Source organism: Variovorax sp. GW821-FHT09D04, assembly GCF_059416405.1.
In genome coordinates, this window is sequence record NZ_JBWKPA010000001.1 from 632,974 (window position 1) to 653,988 (window position 21,015).

At 67.3% G+C, this 21,015-nt stretch carries 20 protein-coding genes and 1 tRNA gene; 10 read left to right on the plus strand and 11 right to left on the minus strand.

Annotation, left to right across the window (positions count from 1 at the left end; all coding sequences use genetic code 11):
• Nucleotides 1–10 precede the first annotated feature (10 nt).
• The 4 genes from AC07O4_RS02860 to AC07O4_RS02875 all read right to left on the minus strand — a co-directional run bounded on the left by AC07O4_RS02860 (nucleotide 11) and on the right by AC07O4_RS02875 (nucleotide 4,107).
• Nucleotides 11–646, minus strand: coding sequence for a LysE family translocator (locus tag AC07O4_RS02860; protein WP_495303714.1), 636 nt, complete (start codon nucleotides 644–646; stop codon nucleotides 11–13).
• Nucleotides 643–1,275 carry an RnfABCDGE type electron transport complex subunit B gene (locus AC07O4_RS02865; protein WP_495303715.1) on the minus strand — a complete coding sequence of 211 codons (633 nt, stop codon included), beginning with the start codon at nucleotides 1,273–1,275 and terminating at the stop codon, nucleotides 643–645. Before AC07O4_RS02865 ends, AC07O4_RS02860 begins: the two co-directional genes overlap by 4 nt.
• 19 nt (nucleotides 1,276–1,294) lie before the next feature.
• The gene (locus tag AC07O4_RS02870; protein ID WP_495259849.1) at nucleotides 1,295–2,755 is read right to left on the minus strand and encodes a polyhydroxyalkanoate depolymerase; all 1,461 of its coding nucleotides are present in this window, start codon (nucleotides 2,753–2,755) and stop codon (nucleotides 1,295–1,297) included.
• Nucleotides 2,756–2,910: 155 nt separating this feature from the next.
• The gene (locus AC07O4_RS02875) at nucleotides 2,911–4,107 is read right to left on the minus strand and encodes an amino acid aminotransferase (RefSeq protein WP_495303716.1); all 1,197 of its coding nucleotides are present in this window, start codon (nucleotides 4,105–4,107) and stop codon (nucleotides 2,911–2,913) included.
• Between the two features lie 105 nt (nucleotides 4,108–4,212).
• On the opposite strand from AC07O4_RS02875, the gene uvrB reads away from it, so the two are divergent.
• From uvrB to AC07O4_RS02925, 10 genes are all read left to right on the plus strand, one after another.
• Nucleotides 4,213–6,330 carry an excinuclease ABC subunit UvrB gene (gene uvrB, locus AC07O4_RS02880; protein WP_492742929.1) on the plus strand — a complete coding sequence of 706 codons (2,118 nt, stop codon included), beginning with the start codon at nucleotides 4,213–4,215 and terminating at the stop codon, nucleotides 6,328–6,330.
• A gap of 238 nt (nucleotides 6,331–6,568) precedes the next feature.
• Nucleotides 6,569–7,105, plus strand: coding sequence for a Fe-S cluster assembly transcriptional regulator IscR (gene iscR, locus AC07O4_RS02885; protein WP_056580055.1), 537 nt, complete (start codon nucleotides 6,569–6,571; stop codon nucleotides 7,103–7,105).
• An 89-nt stretch (nucleotides 7,106–7,194) separates the two neighbouring features.
• Entirely contained in the window at nucleotides 7,195–8,415 is a 1,221-nt protein-coding gene (locus tag AC07O4_RS02890; protein WP_062473230.1) for an IscS subfamily cysteine desulfurase, read from the plus strand.
• Between the two features lie 50 nt (nucleotides 8,416–8,465).
• A complete protein-coding gene (gene iscU / locus AC07O4_RS02895) occupies nucleotides 8,466–8,888 on the plus strand; it encodes a Fe-S cluster assembly scaffold IscU (protein ID WP_070061054.1) in 423 nt (140 codons plus the stop codon).
• 1 nt (nucleotide 8,889) lies between these two features.
• Nucleotides 8,890–9,213: an iron-sulfur cluster assembly protein IscA gene (gene iscA, locus AC07O4_RS02900; RefSeq protein ID WP_007828190.1), complete on the plus strand. Its 324-nt coding sequence runs from the start codon at nucleotides 8,890–8,892 to the stop codon at nucleotides 9,211–9,213.
• 63 nt (nucleotides 9,214–9,276) lie between these two features.
• Nucleotides 9,277–9,795, plus strand: a complete 519-nt coding sequence (gene hscB / locus AC07O4_RS02905) for a Fe-S protein assembly co-chaperone HscB (protein ID WP_495303717.1) — start codon at nucleotides 9,277–9,279, stop codon at nucleotides 9,793–9,795.
• A gap of 6 nt (nucleotides 9,796–9,801) precedes the next feature.
• Nucleotides 9,802–11,664 carry a Fe-S protein assembly chaperone HscA gene (gene hscA, locus AC07O4_RS02910; RefSeq protein WP_495303718.1) on the plus strand — a complete coding sequence of 621 codons (1,863 nt, stop codon included), beginning with the start codon at nucleotides 9,802–9,804 and terminating at the stop codon, nucleotides 11,662–11,664.
• Between the two features lie 13 nt (nucleotides 11,665–11,677).
• Nucleotides 11,678–12,016: an ISC system 2Fe-2S type ferredoxin gene (fdx, locus tag AC07O4_RS02915; RefSeq protein WP_070061051.1), complete on the plus strand. Its 339-nt coding sequence runs from the start codon at nucleotides 11,678–11,680 to the stop codon at nucleotides 12,014–12,016.
• Entirely contained in the window at nucleotides 12,016–12,723 is a 708-nt protein-coding gene (dnaQ, locus tag AC07O4_RS02920; protein ID WP_369629161.1) for a DNA polymerase III subunit epsilon, read from the plus strand. Before fdx ends, dnaQ begins: the two co-directional genes overlap by 1 nt.
• Before the next feature lie 75 nt (nucleotides 12,724–12,798).
• Nucleotides 12,799–12,873 (plus strand) — tRNA-Val (locus AC07O4_RS02925).
• A gap of 119 nt (nucleotides 12,874–12,992) precedes the next feature.
• Here AC07O4_RS02925 and gmd read toward each other — a convergent pair.
• The 7 genes from gmd to AC07O4_RS02960 are packed head-to-tail and all read right to left on the minus strand — an operon-like array spanning nucleotide 12,993 to nucleotide 20,996.
• Nucleotides 12,993–14,030 (minus strand): GDP-mannose 4,6-dehydratase, encoded by a 1,038-nt coding sequence (gene gmd, locus AC07O4_RS02930; RefSeq protein ID WP_495303719.1) that lies wholly within the window; start codon nucleotides 14,028–14,030, stop codon nucleotides 12,993–12,995.
• A gap of 35 nt (nucleotides 14,031–14,065) precedes the next feature.
• Nucleotides 14,066–15,553, minus strand: a complete 1,488-nt coding sequence (locus AC07O4_RS02935) for a mannose-1-phosphate guanylyltransferase/mannose-6-phosphate isomerase (RefSeq protein WP_495303720.1) — start codon at nucleotides 15,551–15,553, stop codon at nucleotides 14,066–14,068.
• A 60-nt stretch (nucleotides 15,554–15,613) separates the two neighbouring features.
• The gene (locus AC07O4_RS02940) at nucleotides 15,614–16,360 is read right to left on the minus strand and encodes a LuxR C-terminal-related transcriptional regulator (protein ID WP_070061303.1); all 747 of its coding nucleotides are present in this window, start codon (nucleotides 16,358–16,360) and stop codon (nucleotides 15,614–15,616) included.
• Nucleotides 16,361–16,400: 40 nt separating this feature from the next.
• On the minus strand, nucleotides 16,401–17,510 hold the full coding sequence (gene galE / locus AC07O4_RS02945) for a UDP-glucose 4-epimerase GalE (protein WP_495303721.1): 1,110 nt from the start codon (nucleotides 17,508–17,510) through the stop codon (nucleotides 16,401–16,403).
• A complete protein-coding gene (locus tag AC07O4_RS02950; RefSeq protein ID WP_495303722.1) occupies nucleotides 17,507–18,778 on the minus strand; it encodes a glycosyltransferase WbuB in 1,272 nt (423 codons plus the stop codon). The genes galE and AC07O4_RS02950 overlap by 4 nt, the downstream gene beginning before the upstream one ends.
• Nucleotides 18,775–20,043: a polysaccharide biosynthesis protein gene (locus tag AC07O4_RS02955; RefSeq protein ID WP_495303723.1), complete on the minus strand. Its 1,269-nt coding sequence runs from the start codon at nucleotides 20,041–20,043 to the stop codon at nucleotides 18,775–18,777. Before AC07O4_RS02955 ends, AC07O4_RS02950 begins: the two co-directional genes overlap by 4 nt.
• A complete protein-coding gene (locus tag AC07O4_RS02960) occupies nucleotides 20,040–20,996 on the minus strand; it encodes a hypothetical protein (RefSeq protein ID WP_495303724.1) in 957 nt (318 codons plus the stop codon). Before AC07O4_RS02960 ends, AC07O4_RS02955 begins: the two co-directional genes overlap by 4 nt.
• Between the last annotated feature and the right edge of the window lie 19 nt (nucleotides 20,997–21,015).

Sequence of the window (21,015 nt, forward strand, 5' to 3'; positions counted from 1 at the left end):
TCGACGAGGCTCAGGCGGGGCGGCGCCAGAATGCGAGGGTGGCGGCCAGCAGCCACATGCCGACGGCACAGCTGCGGTTGAGCGCCTTGAGGCCACGGCGCGAGAGCCAGCGCACGGCCTGCGTGCCGGCGCCGGCATAGGCCAGCATCACGCAGGTGTCGAGCACCACGAAGATCGCGCCCAGCACTAGGTACTGCATGCCCTGGGGCTTGGCCGTGTCGATGAACTGGGGCAGGAAGGCGGCGAAGAACAGCACCGTCTTCGGGTTGGACAGCGCCACCATCAGGCTGCGCACGAGCGCGATGCGACCGTGCGGACGGACCTCGATGGCCGACTTGGCCAGCGCGGTGCCCAGGTCGGTCGCTTCGCTGCGCCACAGCTTGATGCCGAGCCACACCAGGTAGGCCACGCCCGCGACACGGATCGCGTTGAAGAGCCATTCCGAGGCCGCGAGCAGCGAGCCCAGCCCGAGCGCCACGACCGCGATCAGCGAGACGCTGCCCAGCGACGCGCCCGCGATGCCCCAACTGGCGCGGCGCATGCCGCCGTCGATGCCGTTGGACAGCGCCAGCAGCATGGTCGGGCCGGGAATCACCGCCAGGGCGAGCGAGGCGACGGCATAGATCAGCAGGGTGTCGAGGGTCATGGTTTGGTGGCGGCCTGGCGTTGTTCGGCGGCAGCGCGGGCACGCGCCAGGGCAGCTTCGACGATGGAGCGCTTGCGCGTGTCGGCGGCTTGCGGTTCGGTGGCAGCGGGCGCCGGTTCGGCTTCGCGTTTTGCCGTGTCGCGATGTTGGGCGTGCAGCTTGTAGCGCTGCAGGGCGGCCTGCGCCTGTGCCTGCGACCACGCCTGCCAGCCGCTGCGGCCGGGCGTTTCGACTTCGAGCGAGATGCAATCGACCGGGCACACCGGAATGCACAGCTCGCAGCCCGTGCAGTGCGCCTCGATCACCGTGTGCATGCGCTTGTGGATGCCGATGATCGTGTCGGTCGGGCAGGCGTCGAGACAGAGCGTGCAGCCGATGCACCAGGCCTCGTCGATGACGGCCATGGCGCGTGGGCCTTCGGTGCCGAACTGCGGATCGAGTGGCAGCGTGGGGCGGCCCGTGAGCAGCGCGAGGCGCTCGATGCCCTCGGCGCCGCCGGGCGGGCACTGGTTGATGTCGGCCTCGCCGTCGGCGATGGCCTGCGCATAACCCGCGCAATCGGGGTAGCCGCACCGTGTGCACTGCGTTTGAGGCAGTGCGTCGTTGATGCGTGCGGCCAGCCCGTTCACGGTGGGTGATGCGCGCGGCTCAGCGCGCGGCGCTGGCGCGGGGCTTCTTTGCCGCTGCGACCGGCTTCTTGGCAGCCGGCGCGGCCTTCACGGCGACGGCCTTCTTGGCGGCGACCGGCGTCTTGCGGGCCGCAGCGGTGGCCACGGCCTTGAGCTTCTGGCCCGGCTTGATGCGGTCTTCGGCCGGCAGCTCTTCGCGCGCACCGGCGCGGCGCTGGGGCTCGTCGCTGGCTGCGATGAAGTTGCGCACCTTCGGGTAGACCAGATCGCGCCAGCGGCGGCCGCTGAAGATGCCGTAGTGGCCCGCGCCCTTGACCTCGTAGTGCTCGCGCTTGGCGTCGGCGATGCCGGTGCACAGGCTGTGCGCGGCCTGGGTCTGGCCCGAGCCGGAGATGTCGTCGAGCTCGCCTTCGACGGTGAGCAGGGCGGTGGCGTGGATGTCCTGCGGACGCACGCGCTCCACCTGGCCGGCGGGGCTCTTCACGTCCCAGGTGCCGTTGACCAGGTCGAAGTCCTGGAACACGGTGCGGATGGTCTCGAGGTAGTAGTCCGCGTCCATGTCGAGCACGGCGTTGTACTCGTCGTAGAACTTGCGATGGGCTTCGGCGCTGGCGTCGTCACCCTTGATCAGGTCCTTGAAGTAGTCGTAGTGGCTGCTGGCGTGGCGGTCGGGGTTCATGGCCACGAAGCCCGTGTGCTGCAGGAAGCCCGGATAGACCTTGCGGCCCGCGCCCGGGAAGCCTTGCGGCACGCGGTAGATCACGTTGTTCTCGAACCACTCGAAGCTCTTGTTGGTCGCGAGGTTGTTCACGGCCGTGGGCGATTTGCGCGCGTCGATCGGGCCGCCCATCATGGTCATCGTGAGAGGCAGCGGCTCGCCGCGGCTGGCCATGAGCGACACGGCAGCCAGCACCGGCACGGTGGGCTGGCACACGCTCACGACGTGGCAGTTGCCGTACTCGGCCTGCAGGCGGCGGATGAACTCCTGCACGTAGTTGATGTAGTCGTCCAGGTGGAACTCGCCGTCCGACAGCGGCACCAGGCGCGCGTTCTTCCAGTCGGTGATGTAGACCTTGTGGTCCTGCAGCATGGTGCGCACGGTGTCGCGCAGCAGTGTGGCGTAGTGGCCCGACAGCGGCGCCACGATCAGCACCACGGGCTGGCTCTTGAGCGTCTTGAGGATGTGCGGTTCGTCGGTGAAGCGCTTGAAGCGGCGCAGTTCGCAGAAGGGCTTGTCGAGCTCGACGGCCTCCTGGATCACGACCTCTTCGCCGTCGACCTTGACGGACTTGATGTTGAACTCGGGCTTTTCGTAGTCCTTGCCCAGCCGGTACAGCAGGTCATAGCCGGCGGCCATGCGCTGTGCCATCGGCAGTTGGCTCCAGACGGCGCCGGGGCCGTAGAGCTTGGAGGCGGCCTGGGCGAAGTCCGAAAAGGGCTCCATCAGGGAACGCTGGGCTTCGTAGAGTTGATAGAGCATCGCGGGTCTTTGAGTGGATGTTGCAGTGCAATATATCAGTGCATTTGCCGCGGCGCAGGGGGCCGAACCCTAGCCCGGAGCGGGCTGGATTCGGCTTCTGTGGCCGAATGTGAACGAATCGTCAAAAAGTCGATTCAGTCACACCCGGTTGTCACCTAGATGACCTTCGCAATCGACGCGCAGACGTAGTCGATGTTCTTGCTGTTGAGCGCGGCGACGCACATGCGGCCGGTGTCGGTGCCGTACACGCCGAACTCGTTGCGCAGGCGCACCATCTGGTCCTTGCTCAGGCCCGAGTAGCTGAACATGCCGATCTGGGTGGTGATGAAGCTCATGTCTTCCTTCACGCCGGCGGCCTTCAGGCCGTCGACCAGTTTCTGGCGCATGGCCTTGATGCGCACGCGCATCTCGCCCAGTTCCTTTTCCCACAGGGCGCGCAGCTCGGGGGTGCCGAGCACCGCGGCCACCACGGCGCCGCCGTGGATCGGCGGGTTGCTGTAGTTGGTGCGGATGGCGATCTTGAGTTGCGACAGCACGCGGCCGGCTTCTTCCTTGTTCTCGCACAGCACCGACAGGGCGCCGACGCGCTCGCCGTACAGGCTGAAGCTCTTGGAGAACGAGGTGGAGACGAAGAAGGTCAGGCCGGCGTCGACGAACTTGGCAACCGCCGCGCCGTCTTCCTTCAGGCCGTAGCCGAAGCCCTGGTAGGCCATGTCGAGGAAGGGCACGAGGCCCTTGGCCTTGACGGCGGCGACCACCTGGTCCCACTGCGCGGGCGTGATGTCGTAGCCGGTCGGGTTGTGGCAACAGGCGTGCAGCACGACGATGGTGCCGGCCGGTGCCGCGTTCAGGGCGGCCAGCATGCCGTCGAAGTTGATGCCGCGCTGGGCGGCGTCGTAGTAGGGGTAGCTCTCGACCGTGAAGCCGGCGTTGGTGAACAGCGCGCGGTGGTTTTCCCAGCTCGGGTCGCTGATCAGCACGGTGGCGTTGGGGTTGAGCTTCTTGAGGAAGTCGGCGCCGACCTTCAGGCCGCCGGTGCCGCCGATGGCCTGGATGGTGGCCACGCGGCTGGAGGTGACGGGCTCGCTCTCGGGGCCGAAGACCAGGCCCTTGACGGCGTTGTCGTAGGCCACGATGCCGTCGATCGGCAGGTAGCCGCGGGCCGAGGGGGCCTTCATCATGTTCTGCTCTGCGGCCTGCACGCACTGGAGCAGGGGCAGCTTGCCGTTGTCGTCGTAATACACGCCGACGCCGAGATTGACCTTGAGGGGGTTGGTGTCGGCTGCAAATTGCTCGTTGAGGCCGAGGATCGGGTCGCGCGGCGCCATTTCGACCGCGGTGAACATAGACATGGAAAGGTCCTTTGGGATGAAAGCTTCGCTGGCAACCGGAGGAGGCTTTATCCTTTCCGGTTGCCTTGAATTTTACCGGCGCCACGCCACCTGTCGGGAACAGCCATGCCAGAGAACACCGAAGCCATAGCAGACCTGAAGAAACTCGACCCCATCGGGCCGGCGAAGCAGGGCGAATTCATCCGCTACCCCGATTCGCCGTTCGAGCTGTTCCAGCCCTATCCGCCGGCGGGCGACCAGCCCGCAGCCATTGACGGCCTGGTGGCCGGGGTGCTCGACGGCGAGGTGTTCCAGACCCTGCTGGGCGTGACGGGCTCGGGCAAGACCTTCACCATGGCCAACGTGATCGCCCGGCTGGGGCGCCCGGCCATCGTGTTCGCGCCCAACAAGACACTGGCGGCGCAGCTGTACAGCGAATTCCGCGAGTTCTTCCCGAAGAACGCCGTCGAGTACTTCGTGAGCTACTACGACTACTACCAGCCCGAGGCCTACGTGCCGCAGCGCGATCTGTTCATCGAGAAGGACTCCTCGATCAACGAGCACATCGAGCAGATGCGCCTGTCGGCCACCAAGAGCGTGCTGGAGCGGCGCGACACGGTCATCGTGGCCACGGTGAGCGCCATCTACGGCATCGGCACGCCCGAGGACTACATGGAGATGCGGCTGATCGCCCGCGTGGGCGACAAGGTCGGCCAGCGCGACCTGATCTCGCGGCTCATCCGCATGCAGTACACGCGCAACGAGCAGGACTTTGCCCGCGGCACGTTCCGGGTGCGCGGCGACACCATCGACGTGTTTCCGGCCGAGCACAGCGAACTGGCGATCCGTTTCGAGCTGTTCGACGACGAGATCGAGTCGCTGCAGCTGTTCGACCCGCTCACCGGACGCATCCGCCAGAAGGTGCCGCGCTTCACGGTGTACCCGTCGAGCCACTACGTGACGCCGCGCGACAAGGTGCTGGCGGCCGTGGAGACCATCAAGATCGAACTGGCCGGCAGGCTCAAGGAACTGACCGGCTCCGGCAAGCTGGTCGAGGCGCAGCGGCTGGAGCAGCGCACGCGCTTCGACCTCGAGATGCTGGCCGAGATCGGCCACTGCAAGGGCATCGAGAACTACACGCGGCACCTCTCGGGCGCGCAGCCCGGCGACCCGCCGCCCACGCTCACCGACTACATGCCGAAGGACGCGCTGATGTTCCTCGACGAGAGCCACCAGATGGTCGGCCAGCTCAGCGCCATGTACAACGGCGACCGGGCGCGCAAGGTCACGCTGGTCGAGTACGGCTTTCGGCTACCGAGCGCGCTGGACAACCGGCCGCTCAAGCTTGAGGAGTTCGAGCAGCGGGTGCGCCAGTGCATCTTCGTGTCGGCCACGCCCGCGCAGTACGAGAAGGACCACGCCGGCAACGTCGTCGAGCAGCTGGTGCGGCCCACCGGGCTGATCGACCCCGAGGTCGAGGTGCGTCCCGCCACGCACCAGGTGGACGACGTGCTGGGCGAGATCCGCATCCGCGTCGACAAGAACGAGCGCGTGCTGATCACCACGCTGACCAAGCGCATGGCCGAGCAGCTCACCGACTACCTGGGCGACAACGGCGTGAAGGTGCGCTACCTGCACAGCGACGTCGATACGGTCGAGCGGGTCGAGATCCTGCGCGACCTGCGCCTGGGCACCTTCGACGTGCTGGTGGGCATCAACCTGCTGCGCGAGGGGCTGGACATTCCCGAGGTGTCGCTGGTGGCGATCCTCGATGCCGACAAGGAGGGCTTCCTGCGCGCGGAGCGCTCGCTGATCCAGACCATCGGCCGCGCGGCGCGCAACCTGAACGGCAAGGCCATTCTCTATGCCGACCGGATGACCGAGTCGATGAAGAAGGCCATGGGCGAGACCGAGCGCCGCCGCAACCGGCAGATCGCCCACAACGAGGCGAACGGCATCACGCCGCGCAGCATCGTGAAGCAGGTGCGCGACCTGATCGACGGCGTCTACAGCGAGAAGACGGGCAAGGAAATGGCCAAGCTCGACCTGGAACGCGCCAAGGTCGAGGACATGAGCGAGAAGGACATCGCCCGGGAGATCAAGCGGCTCGAGAAGCAGATGCTGGAGCACGCCCGCAACCTCGAGTTCGAAAAAGCGGCCCGGGTGCGCGACCAGCTGGCGCTGCTGCGCGAGCAGGCGTTTGGGGCGTCGGGCGGCGACAACATCGCCGGTTTGGCGTCCTGATTTCGGTTAGGTCATAAGTTCGCTTTCTTCAAGCGAGCCGCGCTGGGGTTTACCCGAGCAGATCTCAGGGGCTTCTGCTATACTTGACCGAAATACTCAACAACAAAGAACTTCGCGATGAAGGACCGACTCCTACCGGCTGGTTCACCAGCGTCGGGGTCGGGCAGGGCGGAGACGAAGTCACCGCGGCCCAAGGCTGTGGTGTCATTTCAACGGTAAGCACTTGAAGGAGCTTGCGATGCGTCTCACTACCAAAGGCCGTTTTGCGGTCACAGCAATGATCGATCTGGCGTTGCGTCAGAACACCGGTCCGGTCACGCTGGCTGCGATCAGCCAGCGGCAGCAGATTTCGTTGTCGTACCTCGAACAGCTGTTCGGCAAACTGCGCCGCCACGAGCTGGTCGAGTCGACCCGCGGTCCCGGCGGCGGCTACAGCCTCGGACGCAAGGCGGCGGACATCACGGTCGCCGACATCATCGTGTCCGTCGACGAGCCGATCGATGCCACCCAGTGCGGCGGCAAGGAAAACTGCCTCGGTGAGCAGGGTCGCTGCATGACGCACGAACTCTGGGCCTCGCTGAACCAGCGCATGGTCGAGTTCCTCGACTCCGTCACGCTGCAGAAGCTGGTCGACGACCAGATCGCCAAGGGCGTGCAGATCGAGAACAAGCCGGTCGTCAAGCGCGCCATCTCAGCCCAGCCGGTGGTCAAGCCCATCCGCGTGAACGCACCGAATTCGGTCTTCGCCCTCGGCAACGTCTTCGCGAAGTCCTGACCCCCGATGAGTCCGGCGATGCCTGCGGGCATCGCCCTGAGTTTGCCCTGATCCCAGAACACAACCCCCCACGCCAGCCCGAGCCAGCCATGGACGTCACTCCTCATTTCCCGATCTATCTCGATTACGGCGCCACCACGCCGGTCGACCCGCGTGTGGTCGACGCCATGATTCCCTGGTTGCGCGAACATTTCGGCAACCCGGCATCGCGCAGCCACGCCTGGGGCTGGGAAGCCGAAGAGGCGGTCGAGAAGGCGCGCGGCCAGGTGGCCGACCTGATCAACGCCGACCCGCGTGAAATCGTCTGGTCGTCGGGCGCCACCGAGTCGATCAACCTGGCGCTCAAGGGCGCGGCCCACTTCTACAAGGGCAAGGGCAAGCACCTGATCACCCTGAAGACCGAGCACAAGGCCGTGCTCGACACCATGCGCGAACTCGAGCGCCAGGGCTTCGAAGTGACCTACCTCGACGTCGAGGAAAACGGCCTCGTCGATCTCGAGAAGTTCAAGGCGGCCATCCGCCCCGACACCATCCTGGCCAGCGTGCTCTTCGTGAACAACGAAATCGGCGTGATCCAGGACGTGGTCGCGCTGGGCAATGCCTGCCGCGAAAAGGGCGTGATCTTCCACGTCGACTCGGCCCAGGCCACCGGCAAGATCGACATCGACATCACGAAGCTGCCCATCGACCTGATGAGCCTGGCGTCGCACAAGACCTACGGCCCCAAGGGCATCGGCGCGCTGTACGTGCGCCGCAAGCCGCGCATCCGCCTCGAAGCGCAGATGCACGGCGGTGGCCATGAGCGCGGCATGCGCTCGGGCACGCTGCCCACGCACCAGATCGTCGGCATGGGCGAGGCCTACCGCATCGCCAAGCTCGAGATGAAGGACGACATCGCCCATGCGGCGCGTCTGCAGAAGCGCTTGCTCGACGGCCTGAAGGATGTCGAACAGGTCTTCATCAACGGCGACCTCGAGCGCCGTGTGCCGCACAACCTGAACATGAGCTTCAACTACGTCGAAGGCGAGTCGCTGATCATGGGCATCAAGGGCCTGGCGGTGTCGTCGGGTTCGGCCTGCACCTCGGCCAGCCTGGAGCCCAGCTATGTGCTGCGCGCCCTGGGCCGCAGCGACGAGCTGGCCCACAGCAGCCTGCGCATGACCATCGGCCGCTTCACAACCGAAGAAGAAATCGACTACGCCATCTCGACCATCAAGCACAACGTCGCCAAGCTGCGCGAGCTGAGCCCCCTGTGGGAGATGTTCCAGGACGGCGTCGACATCAGCACGATCCAGTGGTCGGCCCACTGACCCAGGCCAGCCCAAGGCTCCACGATTGAACAAAGTTTGAGAGGTACACCATGGCATATTCTTCCAAGGTCATCGACCACTACGAAAATCCCCGCAACGTCGGCTCCTTCGAAAAGGGCGACGACTCGGTGGGCACCGGCATGGTCGGTGCACCGGCTTGCGGCGACGTGATGAAGCTGCAGATCAAGGTCAACCCCGAAACCGGCGTGATCGAAGACGCACGCTTCAAGACCTACGGCTGCGGCTCGGCCATCGCCTCGTCGTCGCTCGTGACCGAATGGGTCAAGGGCAAGACGCTCGACGAAGCGGCGGCCCTCAAGAACGCGCAGATCGCCGAAGAACTGGCGCTGCCGCCGGTCAAGATCCACTGCTCGATCCTCGCGGAAGACGCCATCAAGGCGGCCGTGAGCGACTACAAGGCGAAGCACGGCGCCAAGACCACCGAGTCGACCGCCGAAGCTGCTGTTCACTGAGATGGCCGTCACGCTGACCGAAGCCGCTGCGCGCCACGTCACCCGCTACCTCGGCAAACGGGGCAAGGGCGTGGGCGTGCGGCTGGGCGTGAAGACCACCGGCTGCTCGGGCCTGGCCTACAAGCTCGAGTACGTCGACGAGTTCACGCCTGAAGACGTGGTGTTCGAAGACCACGGCGTGAAGGTGCTGGTCGATCCGAAGAGCCTGGCCTACATCGATGGCACGCAGCTCGACTTCGTGCGCGAAGGCCTGAACGAGGGCTTCAAGTTCATCAACCCGAACGAACGCGACCGCTGCGGCTGCGGCGAAAGTTTTCGCATCTGATGCGTCGTCGCTGACCGCGACCACAGCCGCCACCATGTCATGTGCTGGCGGTTTTTTCTTGCCATGAATCTGAACGACACCGACTTCCAACTGTTCGCCGTCCCGGCGACCTTCGCGCAGGACCGCGCCGTGCTCGACGCGCGCTGGAAGGAGCTGCAGCGCGAGGCGCACCCGGACCGCTTTGCCGCGCAGGGCGCCGCCGCGCAGCGCGTGGCCATGCAGTGGTCGGTGCGCATCAACGAGGCCTACCAGCGGTTGAAAGACCCGATCCGCCGCGCGAGCTACATCTGCGAACTCAATGGCGCACCGCTGAATGCGGAGAACAACACGGCGATGCCGGGTGCCTTTCTCATGCAGCAGATGGAGTGGCGCGAAGCGCTTGATGACGCCCGCGACATCGCCGCTGTCGAGGTGCTACAGGAGGACGTCGAAACCACGCGCGCCCGCGCACTCTCGTCGCTCGACTGGCTGATCGACGAAAAGGGCGACTACCCCGGCGCCGTGCAGCAGGTGAGAGCCCTCATGTTCATTGAGCGCTTCGGCCAGGACGTCGAAACAAAACTCGATCAGTTGGGACAATAAGCCCTTATGGCTCTTCTTCAGATTTCCGAACCCGGCCAGGCGCCCGACCCGCACCAGCGCCGCATCGCCGTGGGCATCGACCTGGGCACCACGCATTCGCTGGTGGCCTCGGTGCGCAACGGCGTGGCCGAATGCCTGCCCGACGACCAGGGCCGCGTGCTGCTGCCCTCGGCCGTGCGCTACCTCGACGGCGATCGCCGCCAGATCGGCTTCGAGGCCGTGGCTGCACGCGCACAGGACCCCGCCAACACCATCACCTCGGTCAAGCGGCTCATGGGCCGCGGCTTGGCCGACATCGCGAACCGCGATGCCATGTCGTACCGCATCGGCGGTGACGACGGCGGCATGGTCAAGGTGCAGACCTCGGCCGGCGAGAAGTCGCCCGTCGAGATCAGCGCCGAGATCCTGGCCACGCTGCGCTACCGCGCCGAAGACACCTTCGACGACGAGCTCTACGGCGCTGTCATCACCGTGCCGGCCTACTTCGACGAAGGCCAGCGCCAGGCGACCAAGGACGCCGCGCAGCTCGCGGGATTGAACGTGCTGCGCCTCATCAGCGAGCCGACCGCCGCCGCCATTGCCTACGGCCTGGACAACGCCAGCGAAGGCGTCTATGCGGTCTACGACCTGGGCGGCGGCACTTTCGACATCTCGATCCTGCGGCTCACGCAGGGCGTGTTCGAAGTGATTGCCACGGGCGGCGATTCGGCCCTCGGCGGTGACGACTACGACCACGCGATCGCCGACTTCGTGCTCGCGCGGACTGGCCGTCAGGCCGGCAGCGACAACGACCGCGCGGCACTGCTCGTGGCCGCGCGCGCCGCGAAAGAAGCACTGACCGATGCCGACTCGACCCTCTTCAGCGCCGCGCTGGCGGGCGGCAATGCCGAGTTCACGCTGACCCGCGCGCAGTTCTTTGCCGCCACGCAGGCGCTCACCGACCGCACCCTCGCGGCCGTGCGCAAGGCACTGCGCGACGCCAAGCTCAAGCCTGAAGAGCTGCAGGGCATCGTGCTCGTCGGCGGCTCCACGCGCATGCCGCAGATCCGCAGTGCGGTGGCCGCCTATTTCGGGCGCGAGCCGCTGATCAACCTGAACCCCGATGAGGTCGTGGCGCTCGGCGCCGCCATCCAGGCCAACCAGCTGGCCGGCAACAACGGCGCGGGCGAACTGCTGCTGCTCGACGTGATCCCGCTGTCGCTCGGCATCGAGACCATGGGCGGCCTGGTCGAGCGCATCGTGCCGCGCAACCAGACCATCCCCACCGCGATGGCGCAGGACTTCACGACCTACCAGGACGGCCAGACCGCGTTGGCGCTGCACGTGGTGCAGGGCGAGCGCGACCTCGTGTCCGACTGCCGCAGCCTCGCGCGCTTCACGCTGCGCGGCATCCCGCCGATGGCGGCCGGTGCGGCGCGCATCCGCGTGACCTTCACCGTCGACGCCGACGGCCTGCTGAGCGTGAGCGCCAAGGAGCAGGGCAGCGGCGTCGAGGCCAGCGTGGCGGTCAAGCCGTCGTACGGCCTGTCGGACGACCAGATCGCGACCATGCTGCAGGAAAGCTTCTCCACCGCCCAGCAGGACATGCAGGCCCGCGCGCTGGTGGAATCGCGCGTCGATGCCGACCGCATGCTGCTGGCCACGCAGAGTGCGCTCGATGCCGACGGCGATCTGCTGAGCGCTGAAGAGCGCGCCGCCATCGACGCCTCGATGGCGCGGCTGCGCGAAACCGCCAAGAGCAGCAACGAAGCTGCCGCGATCGAAGCCGCCACGAAGGCGCTGGCCAACGACACCGAAGCCTTCGCCGCCCAGCGCATGAACGCGGGCATTGCACGCGCGCTCGCGGGCCGCAAGGTCGAATCCCTGTAGACAGAACCATTTCATGCCCACGATCAAGATCTACCCGCATCCCGAGTACTGCCCGCAAGGCGCCGAGATCACCGCGCCCGCCGGCACCTCGATCTGCGAGGCCCTGCTCGACCACGACATCAACATCGAGCACGCCTGCGAGATGAGCTGCGCCTGCACCACCTGCCACGTGATCGTGCGCGCGGGCTTCGACTCGCTGAACGAAGCGGAAGAGGGCGAAGAAGATTTGCTCGACCGTGCCTGGGGCCTGGAGCCGCAATCGCGCCTGAGTTGCCAGTCGATCCTGGCGCAGGAGAATGTGACGATCGAGATTCCGAAGTACTCGATTAACCACGCCAAGGAAAACCACTGATGTCGCGCCAGATCGTTCTCGATACGGAAACCACGGGGCTCTCTGCCGAAAATGGCGACCGCATCATCGAGCTGGGCTGCGTGGAGCTGTTCGCGCGCAAGCTCACAGGCAACGACCTGCACATCTACTTCAACCCGGAGCGCGAGAGCCACGAGGACGCGCTCAAGGTCCACGGCCTGACCACCGACTTCCTGCGCGACAAGCCGAAGTTCGCCACGCTGGGCAAGGACATCATCGAGTACCTGCGCGACGCCGAACTCATCATCCACAACGCGGCCTTCGACGTCGGCTTTCTCAACAAGGAATTCGAGCGCGCCGGCCTGCCGCCGCTCAAGACCTTCGTGAGCGAAGTGACCGACACGCTGGCCATGGCCAAGCTGGTCTACCCGGGCAAGCGCAATTCGCTCGACGCGCTGTGCGACCGCTTCGGCGTCGACCGCTCGAACCGCACCTTCCACGGCGCCAAGCTCGACGCGCAGCTGCTGGCCGACGTCTACATCAACCTCACGCGCGGGCAGGACGCCTTGCTGATCGACGTGGCCTCGAACGAGCCTGCGCAGGGCACCACCGTCGTGGCCATCGACCTGAGCCAGTTCGAGCTGCCGGTGATCGTGGCGGCCGAGCATGAGCTCAGCGCGCACGAGGCCGTGTTGTCGCAACTCGACAAATCCAGCGGCGGAAAAACTTTATTTCGCCAAAACGGCTGAAAAGCTATGGCATAATCTGAGGCTTCGCACAACGCGATACGTGTTCAAGACACTGAACTCAAAAGCAGTGTCTCAGGGCGGTTAGCTCAGGGGTAGAGCACAGCATTCACACTGCTGGGGTCGGAGGTTCGAAGCCTCCACCGCCCACCATTTCAGACCTACGACAGACGGCACCATCAGGTGCCGTTTTCGTTTCAGGCGGCACCTTCGGGTGCCGTTTTTGTTGGTCCCGCGCAAATCCCGATGCCATCAGGACGGGTCTGCCGCGCTCAGAAGGAGCGGCCTTCGCGGTTGCGCCGCAGATCGGCCTCCACCATCATCGCGCACAGCTCCTCCAGCGTCGTCCGGGGCTCCCAGCCCAGCGTCTTCCTGGCATGCGACGCATCGCCGATGAGCAGTTCCACCTCCGCCGGGCGATAGAACTTCGGATCGACCCTCACGAGGACCTTGCCGGTCTCGCGGTCGATGGCGACCTCTTCCTGCGCCGACCCTTCGAACCGGAGTTCGTAGCCCGCGGCCCTGAACGCCATGTCGACGAAATCCCGCACGGTTTCCGTGCGGTTGGTGGCGAGCACGTAGTTGTCCGGCTTGTCGGCCTGCAGCATGCGCCACATGCCATCGACGTATTCCTTCGCATAGCCCCAGTCGCGCTTGGCGTCCATGTTGCCCAGCGTGAGCACATCGAGCTTGCCGAGCCTGATCTTGGCCGCCGCGTCGGTGACCTTGCGCGTCACGAATTCGCGGCCGCGCAACGGGCTCTCGTGGTTGAAGAGGATGCCGCAGCAAGCGAAGAGCCCGTAGCTCTCGCGGTAGTTCATCGTCATCCAGTGGGCGAAGAGCTTGGAGACGCCGTACGGGCTGCGGGGATAGAAGGGCGTGTCTTCCTTCTGCGGAATGGCCTGCACGTTGCCGAACATCTCCGACGTCGAGGCCTGGTAGTACCTGATGCCGCGGTCCGTCAGGCGGATCGCGTCGAGCAGGTGGAGGGTGCCCAGTCCGTTGATGTTCGTGGTGGCTTCGGGCTGGTTGAAGCTCGCGCCCACGTAGCTCTGCGCCGCCAGGTTGTAGACCTCGTCGGGCTGCGCATCGCGAATGAGCGTGATCGAACTGCCCAGGTCCGTCAGGTCGTACTCCACGAGATGAAGCTCCGGATGGTCCTGGATGCCGAGCGACTCGATGCGCCAGAAGTTCACCGAACTGGTTCGGCGGAAGGTTCCGTAGACGGTGTATCCCTTGCCCAGCAGCAGCTCGGCCAGGTACGCCCCGTCCTGTCCGGTAATGCCAGTGACGACAGCACGTTTTTTCATGGCTTCAATGAGGTGAGAGGAAGGGAAGGGACGGGTCAGGCCGGCGCATCGACGCCACGTTCAGTCGTGGGCTGCAGGGCCGCTTGCAACGCGAGTGCCTCGCGCTTCTCGGCCGCGGGGCAGCGGCCGTAGGTGTCGTCGAAGCGCACGATGTCGTCTTCGCCGAGGTAGCTGCCGGTCTGCACCTCGATCACTTCCAGCATCGTCTTGCCGGGGTTTTCCAGCCGGTGGATGGTGCCCGAGGGCAGGTAGATCGACTCGTTCTCCCGCACCAGCAGCACTTCGCCGCCGCGCGTGGCCTTGGCCGTGCCCTTGACGACGATCCAGTGCTCGGCGCGGTGGTGGTGCATCTGCAGCGACAGCTTGCCGCCGGGCTTGACGGTCAGGTGCTTCACCTGGAAGCGCTCGCCGGTGTCGATGCTGTCGTAGGCGCCCCAGGGCCGCACCACGCGGCGATGCTCGGTGGCTTCGACCGTGCCCTCGCGCGCCAGCATGCGCACCACCTCGGCCACCTGTTCGGCGCAGTCCGCGCCCGCGACCAGCACGGCGTCCGGCGTGTCCACGATGATCAGGTCCTCGGTGCCCAGCGCCACCACCGGCCGGTGCGGCGCATGGACGAAGGTGTTGCGCGAGTTCAGCACGCTGCCCGCGCCGCTCACGCGGTTGCCCGCCTCGTCGGCCGGGTGCAGCTGGGCCACCGCGTTCCAGCTGCCTACGTCGCTCCAGGCGCCCTCGAAGCGCACCACCGCGACGTCGGCGTGCTTTTCGAGCACCGCGTAGTCGATGCTGTCGCTGCGGCAGCCTTCGAAGGCCTCGCGGTCCAGCCGCACGAAGCTGCCGTCGACCGACACCGCGGCGGTCGCGCGTTCGCAGGTGGCGAGGATGTCGGGCGCATGCGTGCGCAGGGCCGCGACCAGCGTGCGCGCCTGGACCAGGAAGATGCCCGCGTTCCAGCAGTAGTTGCCCTGCAGGATCAGCGTTTGCGCCACCGCCGCCGTCGGCTTCTCGACGAAGCGCGCCACCGCGTGGCTGGGGCCATGGCCCGTGGCCCCGGCCGCCTCGATGTACCCGTAGGCCGTGCTCGGAAAGCTGGGCGCGATGCCGAAGGTGACGATCTTGCCTGCCAGGGCTGCTTCGACGCCGCTGCGCATCGTGGCTTCGAACAGCGCCACGTCGGGAATGTGGTGGTCCGCGGGCGCAAAGAGCAGCAGGTCGTCGGGCTCGGCCAGCAGGGCCGCCGCGGCCATCGCGGCGGCCGTGTTGCGGGGCACGGGCTCGAGGATCTGGCGGCCCTGCGCGTGCGCGTTCTCGATCGCCTCGCGCACCAGGAAGCGATGCTCTTCCGACGCGACGCAGGTGATCGTCCGGTTCAGCGTCGCGAGCCGTTCGAGCGTGAGGTGCAGCAGGCTCTTGTTGCCCACGATCGGTGCGAACTGCTTGGGAAAGGCCTTGCGCGACAGCGGCCACAGCCGCGTGCCGCTGCCGCCGCACAGGACCACGGGATGAATGGTGGGGGTGTTCATGGTGACCAGCCTTTGTGTGTGCAGTGGGTGATGAACCGGATCGCTTCGAGGGCGTGCCGCTCAGATCAGGCCCGTGTGAACGGCGAGGTTCACCGCCTGGGCGCGCGAATGCACATGCAGCTTCTTGTAGATGCTCTTGATGTGCACGTTGACCGTCTGGCCGGTGATGCCGAGCTTGGCGCCGATCTCCGCCGAGACGTAGCCCGACGCCACGTGGCGAAGGACCTGGCTCTCGCGCGGTGTCAGCGTCGTGTCGCGCGGCGGTGATGCGTCGTCGGCGGGCTGCGGCTCGCGGGGCTGGTGGTTCAGGCGGTGCAGCAGGCGCCGCGCGAGCCGCGGCGTGATGACGGCGCCGCCGTTCACCACATGCAGCACGGCATCGGCAAAGCTCTGCAGCCAGGCGTTCTTCAGCAGGTAGCCCGTGGCGCCCAGCTCGAAGGCGCGCAGCACGTGGGCATCGTCCTCGAGCGCGGAGATCACGATGATCTCGCCGTTGCCATGGTGACGGCGCGCCTCGGCGATCAGCTCGAAGCCCATGCCGTCGCTGAGCCGCAGGTCGACCATCAGCACGTCGAACGCATGCGTGGCCAGCAGCTTGCGCCCCTCGCGGATGCTGTCGGCCTGGCCTTCGAGCTGGATGCGCAGGTCCGACAGCAACTCCTGGGCGATCACCCGGCGCATGTACTCGTCGTCGTCGATGAGCAGCACGCGCACCGGCGATTTTTCCTGGCCCGTCATGAAGTCCGGCCACAGCCTCGCGGCGGGCGCGCACACGGGGGCGGACGGGCCCGGGCGGCGCGGCGCCATCACGGCGGGGGTGGGGTCGCCAGAGGGTGTGAGCGTGTTTTCAGCCATGTTCTTGCCCCGGTTGAAGTGAGTGAGTGACGGCGGTCGGTGCGGTGCCGTCGGCGGCGCGGACCGGGAAGCCCGGCATCGGTTCGTCGAAGCCGCGCGGGTTCGCCAGCTGCCAGCGCCAGCTGTCGGCGCACATCTGGTCCAGGCTGCGCTGTGCGCGCCAGCCGAGCCGGTCCTGGGCGTGCTGCACGTCCGCCCAGTAGGCCGCGGCGTCGCCGGGACGGCGCGGACCGATGTGCACCGCGATGCGGTGCCCGCATGCGCGTTCGAAGGCCGCGATCACGTCGAGCACCGAGGCGCCGTGCCCCGTGCCCAGGTTCACCGTGAGCAGGCCCCGATGCAGCGTCGCGTACCGCAGGGCCGCCACATGGCCTTCGGCCACGTCCATCACGTGCACGTAGTCGCGCACGCCCGTGCCGTCGTGCGTCTCGTAGTCGTTGCCGTGCACGACGACGTGCCCGCGCTCGCCCACCGCGACCTGCGAGACATACGGCACCAGGTTGTCGGGCGGCCCCTGCGGGTGTTCGCCCAGCAGGCCGCTCTCGTGCGCGCCGATCGGGTTGAAGAAACGCAGGCATGCGATGCCCCAGCGCGGATCGGAGCGGGCGAGGTCCGCGAGCATGCGCTCCACCATCACCTTGGAGCGCCCGTAGGGGTTGACGGCCGCGTACGACGCGCTCTCCCGTATCGGCGAGCGGGGGATGTCGCCGTAGACCGTGGCCGAGGACGAGAAGATCAGCGTGCGCACGCCGGCGCGCTCCATGGCCCGCGCCAGCGCGAGGCTGCCCGCCACGTTGACGTCGTAGTAGCCGAGCGGGTCGCTCACCGAGCGGCTGACCGCCTTCAGCCCCGCGAGATGCAGCACCGCGTCGACCCCGTGCTCGGCGAACACGCGGTCGAGCACCGCCGCGTCGCGCACGTCGCCGCGCACCAGCTGCGGCTGCACACCGCAGATGCGTGCCACGCGCTCCAGCGAACGCGGGTCGCTGTTGACCAGCGTGTCCAGCACCACCGGCAGGTAGCCGGCCGCGATCAACGCCACGCAGGCGTGGCTTCCGACGAAGCCGGCGCCACCCGTCACCAGAATCTTTGAGTGGGTCATGGTTGGGACTCGCGCAGTGGGGATGGCGTGGCCGTGCCTCGGTCCGCCACGCAGCGAAGCAGCTCTTGTTCGAGGCGCGACTGGATGGCGTCCTGGTCGAGCTCCGCCAGCGCGAACGCGCGGCCCGCCGCACCGAGCGCTTGGCGCAGGCCCGGCGAGCACGCGAGCTGCGCGATCGCGTCGGCCAGCACGGCCGCATCGCCCGGGGGCACCACGAAGCCGCGGTCCGCGACCACGCGGGCGAGTTCGGTGCCGGGGTGCGCCGTGGCGATCACGGCCTTGCCGCTCGCGAACATGCCGGCCAGCTTCGAGGGCATCACGAGGTCGGCGGCATCGGCACGCTGCGGCAGCACGTGGATGTCGGCCATGCCCAACAATTCGTTGAGCCGTTCGGCGGGCTGCAGCTCGAGAAAGTGCACGCGGTCCAGGCCGGCGCAGGCCGACATCAGCGAGGCGCGGCTCGGGCCGTTGCCGCAGATGACGAAGTGAATGTTCCGCCGGTCGGCCAGCAGGCCCGCGGCCTCGGCCAGCAGCTCGATGCCCTGCTTGGCGCCCAGGCTGCCCGCATAGAGCACGACCACGGCATCGGGCGCAATGCCCAACTCGGCCCGGTAGCCATCGGTCGCGCGGGGAGCGGGGCGGATCGCCGAGACGTCTACCCAGTTCGGGAAGAGCACCAAGCGACCTTCACCGATGCCCTTGCTCCTGGCTTTGTCGACCATGGCCGCTGAAATGGTCGACACGCGGTCGAACCTCGTCAGCAGCCATCGCTCCAGCGACAGCGCGACGCGCCGCACGCCCGCGCCGCGCACGAGGCCCAGGCCGAACGCCGCATCGACTTCGAAGTCCTGGATGTGCAGCCACGACCTGATGCCGAGCAGCTTCGCGAAGCACAGCACCGCGGGCGCGCAGAAAAGCGGCGGCTCCACGACGAACACAAGGTCGGGCTTCCAGCGCGCCTGCGCCAGCAGCAGCGGCAGGCTCGACAGCATGAACGAGCACAGGTGTGCCACGCGCGCCAGCGCACGCGGCTGCGAAGGCACCCAGGTGGGCGCGCGCCAGACCGTGAGGCCGTTGCGCTCGGTGGTCCTGCGATAGGCCCAGGCCGAATGGCCCTCGAACACCGCCCAGTGCGGAAAGAAGGGCGGCGCCGCGATCACGCGCACGTCGTGGCCCCGGGCCTGAAGCCAGTCGGCCATCTCGCCCGAGTACTTGCCGATGCCGGCCAACTCGGGCGCGAAGTTCATCGAGTACAGCAGGATCTTCACGGCGAGCTCCCCAGGGCCGGGTGCAGCAGGCGCACGATCGGAAAGAAGCCGAACAGCGCGCGCATGCGCAGCTCGTACAGCACGAAGTCGGTGACGAAGGCAATGAAGAAGACGTAGTGCGGCTTGTCCGGAAAGAGCGAGATCACGACGCCATACGAAGCCAGCCGCAGCGCGAACTCCAGCAGCGTCCACCACCCGAGCGAGCCCATCGTGGCGTTCAGCGCGAGCATCGTTTCGTGATGGACCGTGTAGGTCCTCAGCAGGAAGTACGGCGCGATGCACACGAAGATGTCGCGCGCCTCGGGGCCGAGCTTGAGCAGTGGCGCGGCCACCGCCATCAGCCCCGCCAGCCCCACGAAGAGCACGCAGCCGAGCAGGAACGAATGCCGCGCCAGCCGCAGCTTCTCGATCGTTAGGTTGGTCGCGTTGGCGTCCAGCATCGCCGGCGTCTTCGTGACGAGAAAGGCCTGCACGAACTGCGAGGGCGCCTCCGCGAGAAGGAAGGCCAGCTTGAACGCGCCCACGTAGCCCAGCGGCATGAAGAGCGCCACCAGCAGCAGGTCCGACTTGCGCAGCAGGAAGGTCAGCAGCGCATACACCGTGGCGCTGGCCTGCGACGCGAGCGCCAGCACGGGCGGCCCGGCCGGCGGCGCCACGCCGTTCGCCGGCAGGAAGATGGCCGCGCCCACGAGCACCAAGGCCAGCAGATTGATGGCGAGCAGGTGCGCCACACCGATCTCCAGGCCGAGCGCAGCGAGCGTCGCCACGCCCAGCACCAGCACGGTTGCGCGCACGCCCGACTCCAGGTTGAGCAGGCCCGCATGGCCCAGGCCCCGGCTGTACGACAGGCGCAGGCTGTTGAAGGCGAAGACCGCGAGCGACAGCACGATCAGCACGAAGGGCGCGCCGGCCACCGGCAGGCGCTGCGCGCCCACGACGCCGGCCGCGAGCAGTGCGGCCAGCGGCAGCCCGATCGCCAGCGTGCGCACCAGGTCGCCGCGCGTCACCCGGGGCGGCACGCTCGCGGCATTGCGCGAGAACAGCAGCGAACTGCCCAGCGTGCCCACGACCAGCGCCACCTCGAGCACCGACTGGTAGACGGAGTACTCGCCGAAGCGCGCGGGCGCCACCTGCGCCGCGATCAGGAAGATCGCCAGGAAACCCGACAGGTACACATACAGCCGCGACGCGAGCGCTCCCAGCCCCAGGCGCTGCGCCAGGCGGATGCCGGGCAGGGCGAACGAGGTGCCGGCGGCGGGCTTCATGGCGTGCTCCCGTCCGCGGGGTGCTTCGGTGTTGGCGCATCCGCGAAGCCCAAGGTGTCGGCCATGCGGCGCGCGCGCGAGGCGATCCGGTGCGCGTTGTTCTTGGCCCGGCGCGCCATCTGCAGTGCCCAGGTCAGCGCCGCGACCGTGTACACGCGGCGATGCAGCGCGGGCTGCATCGCCAGCTTGGCGGCGCCCTGGAAGTGCAGCGCGAGCACGCGCACCGTGTCGCCCGCCGGCGTCTGCAGGCAGGGCTGGCCGTCGATGAAGGCAAGGCGCTTGGCGCCGCCGCGCACGCGGAACTCGCGCACGAAGTGGTTGGTGCCGCCGTTGACGTTGTGGTCGATCACCTGGCCGTCGAACACCCGGTTGATCGGCACGGTGTTGCCGCTGGCCTGCGCCCACAGGTACAGCAGCGTCATGTCGGACACCCCGCCGCGCACGCTGCGGGCCGCGAAGCGCTCGGCAATGTCGCGCAGCTGGTGCAGGCCCGCGGGCGTGCTGTACATGCGCAGGAGACAGGCGACGAAGTCCTGCAGGCCGGCCGCCGTCCAGTAGCTCACGTGCGGCGAGATCTGGCAGGGGTTCCAGCCGTCCGTGGGCAGGATGCTGGAGCCGGAGAAATCGGCGTGGCCCACCAGGCGCGCAATGTGGGCGCCGACGCCGTTGAACAGCAGCACGTCGCTGTCGATCAGCACGAAGGCGCGGCAATCGGGGTGCGCCGCGAGATGGTTCGCCAGGAGGAAGTAGCGCCGGAAGCAGATCTTCTCGAACGCCGGCGTGTTGCTCGACAGGTGCACGTAGGCCTGGCAGAAGCGTTCGTATGCTGGCCCGGCGTCGGTGTCCGACAGGACGACCAGCTGCTCCTGCGCCATGGCCGCGGATTCGCAGCACAGGCGCAGGGCCGTGTTCTGGCGGTCTTCCACAACGATGAAGGGGAGGGCGTGGTCCATGGTCGGGCAAGCGGGTTGG

Excerpts from the sequence above, each read along its gene's own strand:
- galE (WP_495303721.1), bottom strand. The coding sequence starts at position 17,510 with ATGACCCACTCAAAGATTCTGGTGACGGGTGGCGCCGGCTTCGTCGGA.
- hscA (WP_495303718.1), top strand. The coding sequence starts at position 9,802 with ATGGCTCTTCTTCAGATTTCCGAACCCGGCCAGGCGCCCGACCCGCAC.
- fdx (WP_070061051.1), top strand. The coding sequence starts at position 11,678 with ATGCCCACGATCAAGATCTACCCGCATCCCGAGTACTGCCCGCAAGGC.
- AC07O4_RS02940 (WP_070061303.1), bottom strand. The coding sequence starts at position 16,360 with ATGGCGCCGCGCCGCCCGGGCCCGTCCGCCCCCGTGTGCGCGCCCGCC.
- uvrB (WP_492742929.1), top strand. The coding sequence starts at position 4,213 with ATGCCAGAGAACACCGAAGCCATAGCAGACCTGAAGAAACTCGACCCC.
- AC07O4_RS02870 (WP_495259849.1), bottom strand. The coding sequence starts at position 2,755 with ATGCTCTATCAACTCTACGAAGCCCAGCGTTCCCTGATGGAGCCCTTT.
- AC07O4_RS02960 (WP_495303724.1), bottom strand. The coding sequence starts at position 20,996 with ATGGACCACGCCCTCCCCTTCATCGTTGTGGAAGACCGCCAGAACACG.
- AC07O4_RS02860 (WP_495303714.1), bottom strand. The coding sequence starts at position 646 with ATGACCCTCGACACCCTGCTGATCTATGCCGTCGCCTCGCTCGCCCTG.
- AC07O4_RS02875 (WP_495303716.1), bottom strand. The coding sequence starts at position 4,107 with ATGTCTATGTTCACCGCGGTCGAAATGGCGCCGCGCGACCCGATCCTC.
- AC07O4_RS02955 (WP_495303723.1), bottom strand. The coding sequence starts at position 20,043 with ATGAAGCCCGCCGCCGGCACCTCGTTCGCCCTGCCCGGCATCCGCCTG.
- iscU (WP_070061054.1), top strand. The coding sequence starts at position 8,466 with ATGGCATATTCTTCCAAGGTCATCGACCACTACGAAAATCCCCGCAAC.
- dnaQ (WP_369629161.1), top strand. The coding sequence starts at position 12,016 with ATGTCGCGCCAGATCGTTCTCGATACGGAAACCACGGGGCTCTCTGCC.
- hscB (WP_495303717.1), top strand. The coding sequence starts at position 9,277 with ATGAATCTGAACGACACCGACTTCCAACTGTTCGCCGTCCCGGCGACC.
- iscR (WP_056580055.1), top strand. The coding sequence starts at position 6,569 with ATGCGTCTCACTACCAAAGGCCGTTTTGCGGTCACAGCAATGATCGAT.
- AC07O4_RS02935 (WP_495303720.1), bottom strand. The coding sequence starts at position 15,553 with ATGAACACCCCCACCATTCATCCCGTGGTCCTGTGCGGCGGCAGCGGC.
- iscA (WP_007828190.1), top strand. The coding sequence starts at position 8,890 with ATGGCCGTCACGCTGACCGAAGCCGCTGCGCGCCACGTCACCCGCTAC.
- gmd (WP_495303719.1), bottom strand. The coding sequence starts at position 14,030 with ATGAAAAAACGTGCTGTCGTCACTGGCATTACCGGACAGGACGGGGCG.
- AC07O4_RS02890 (WP_062473230.1), top strand. The coding sequence starts at position 7,195 with ATGGACGTCACTCCTCATTTCCCGATCTATCTCGATTACGGCGCCACC.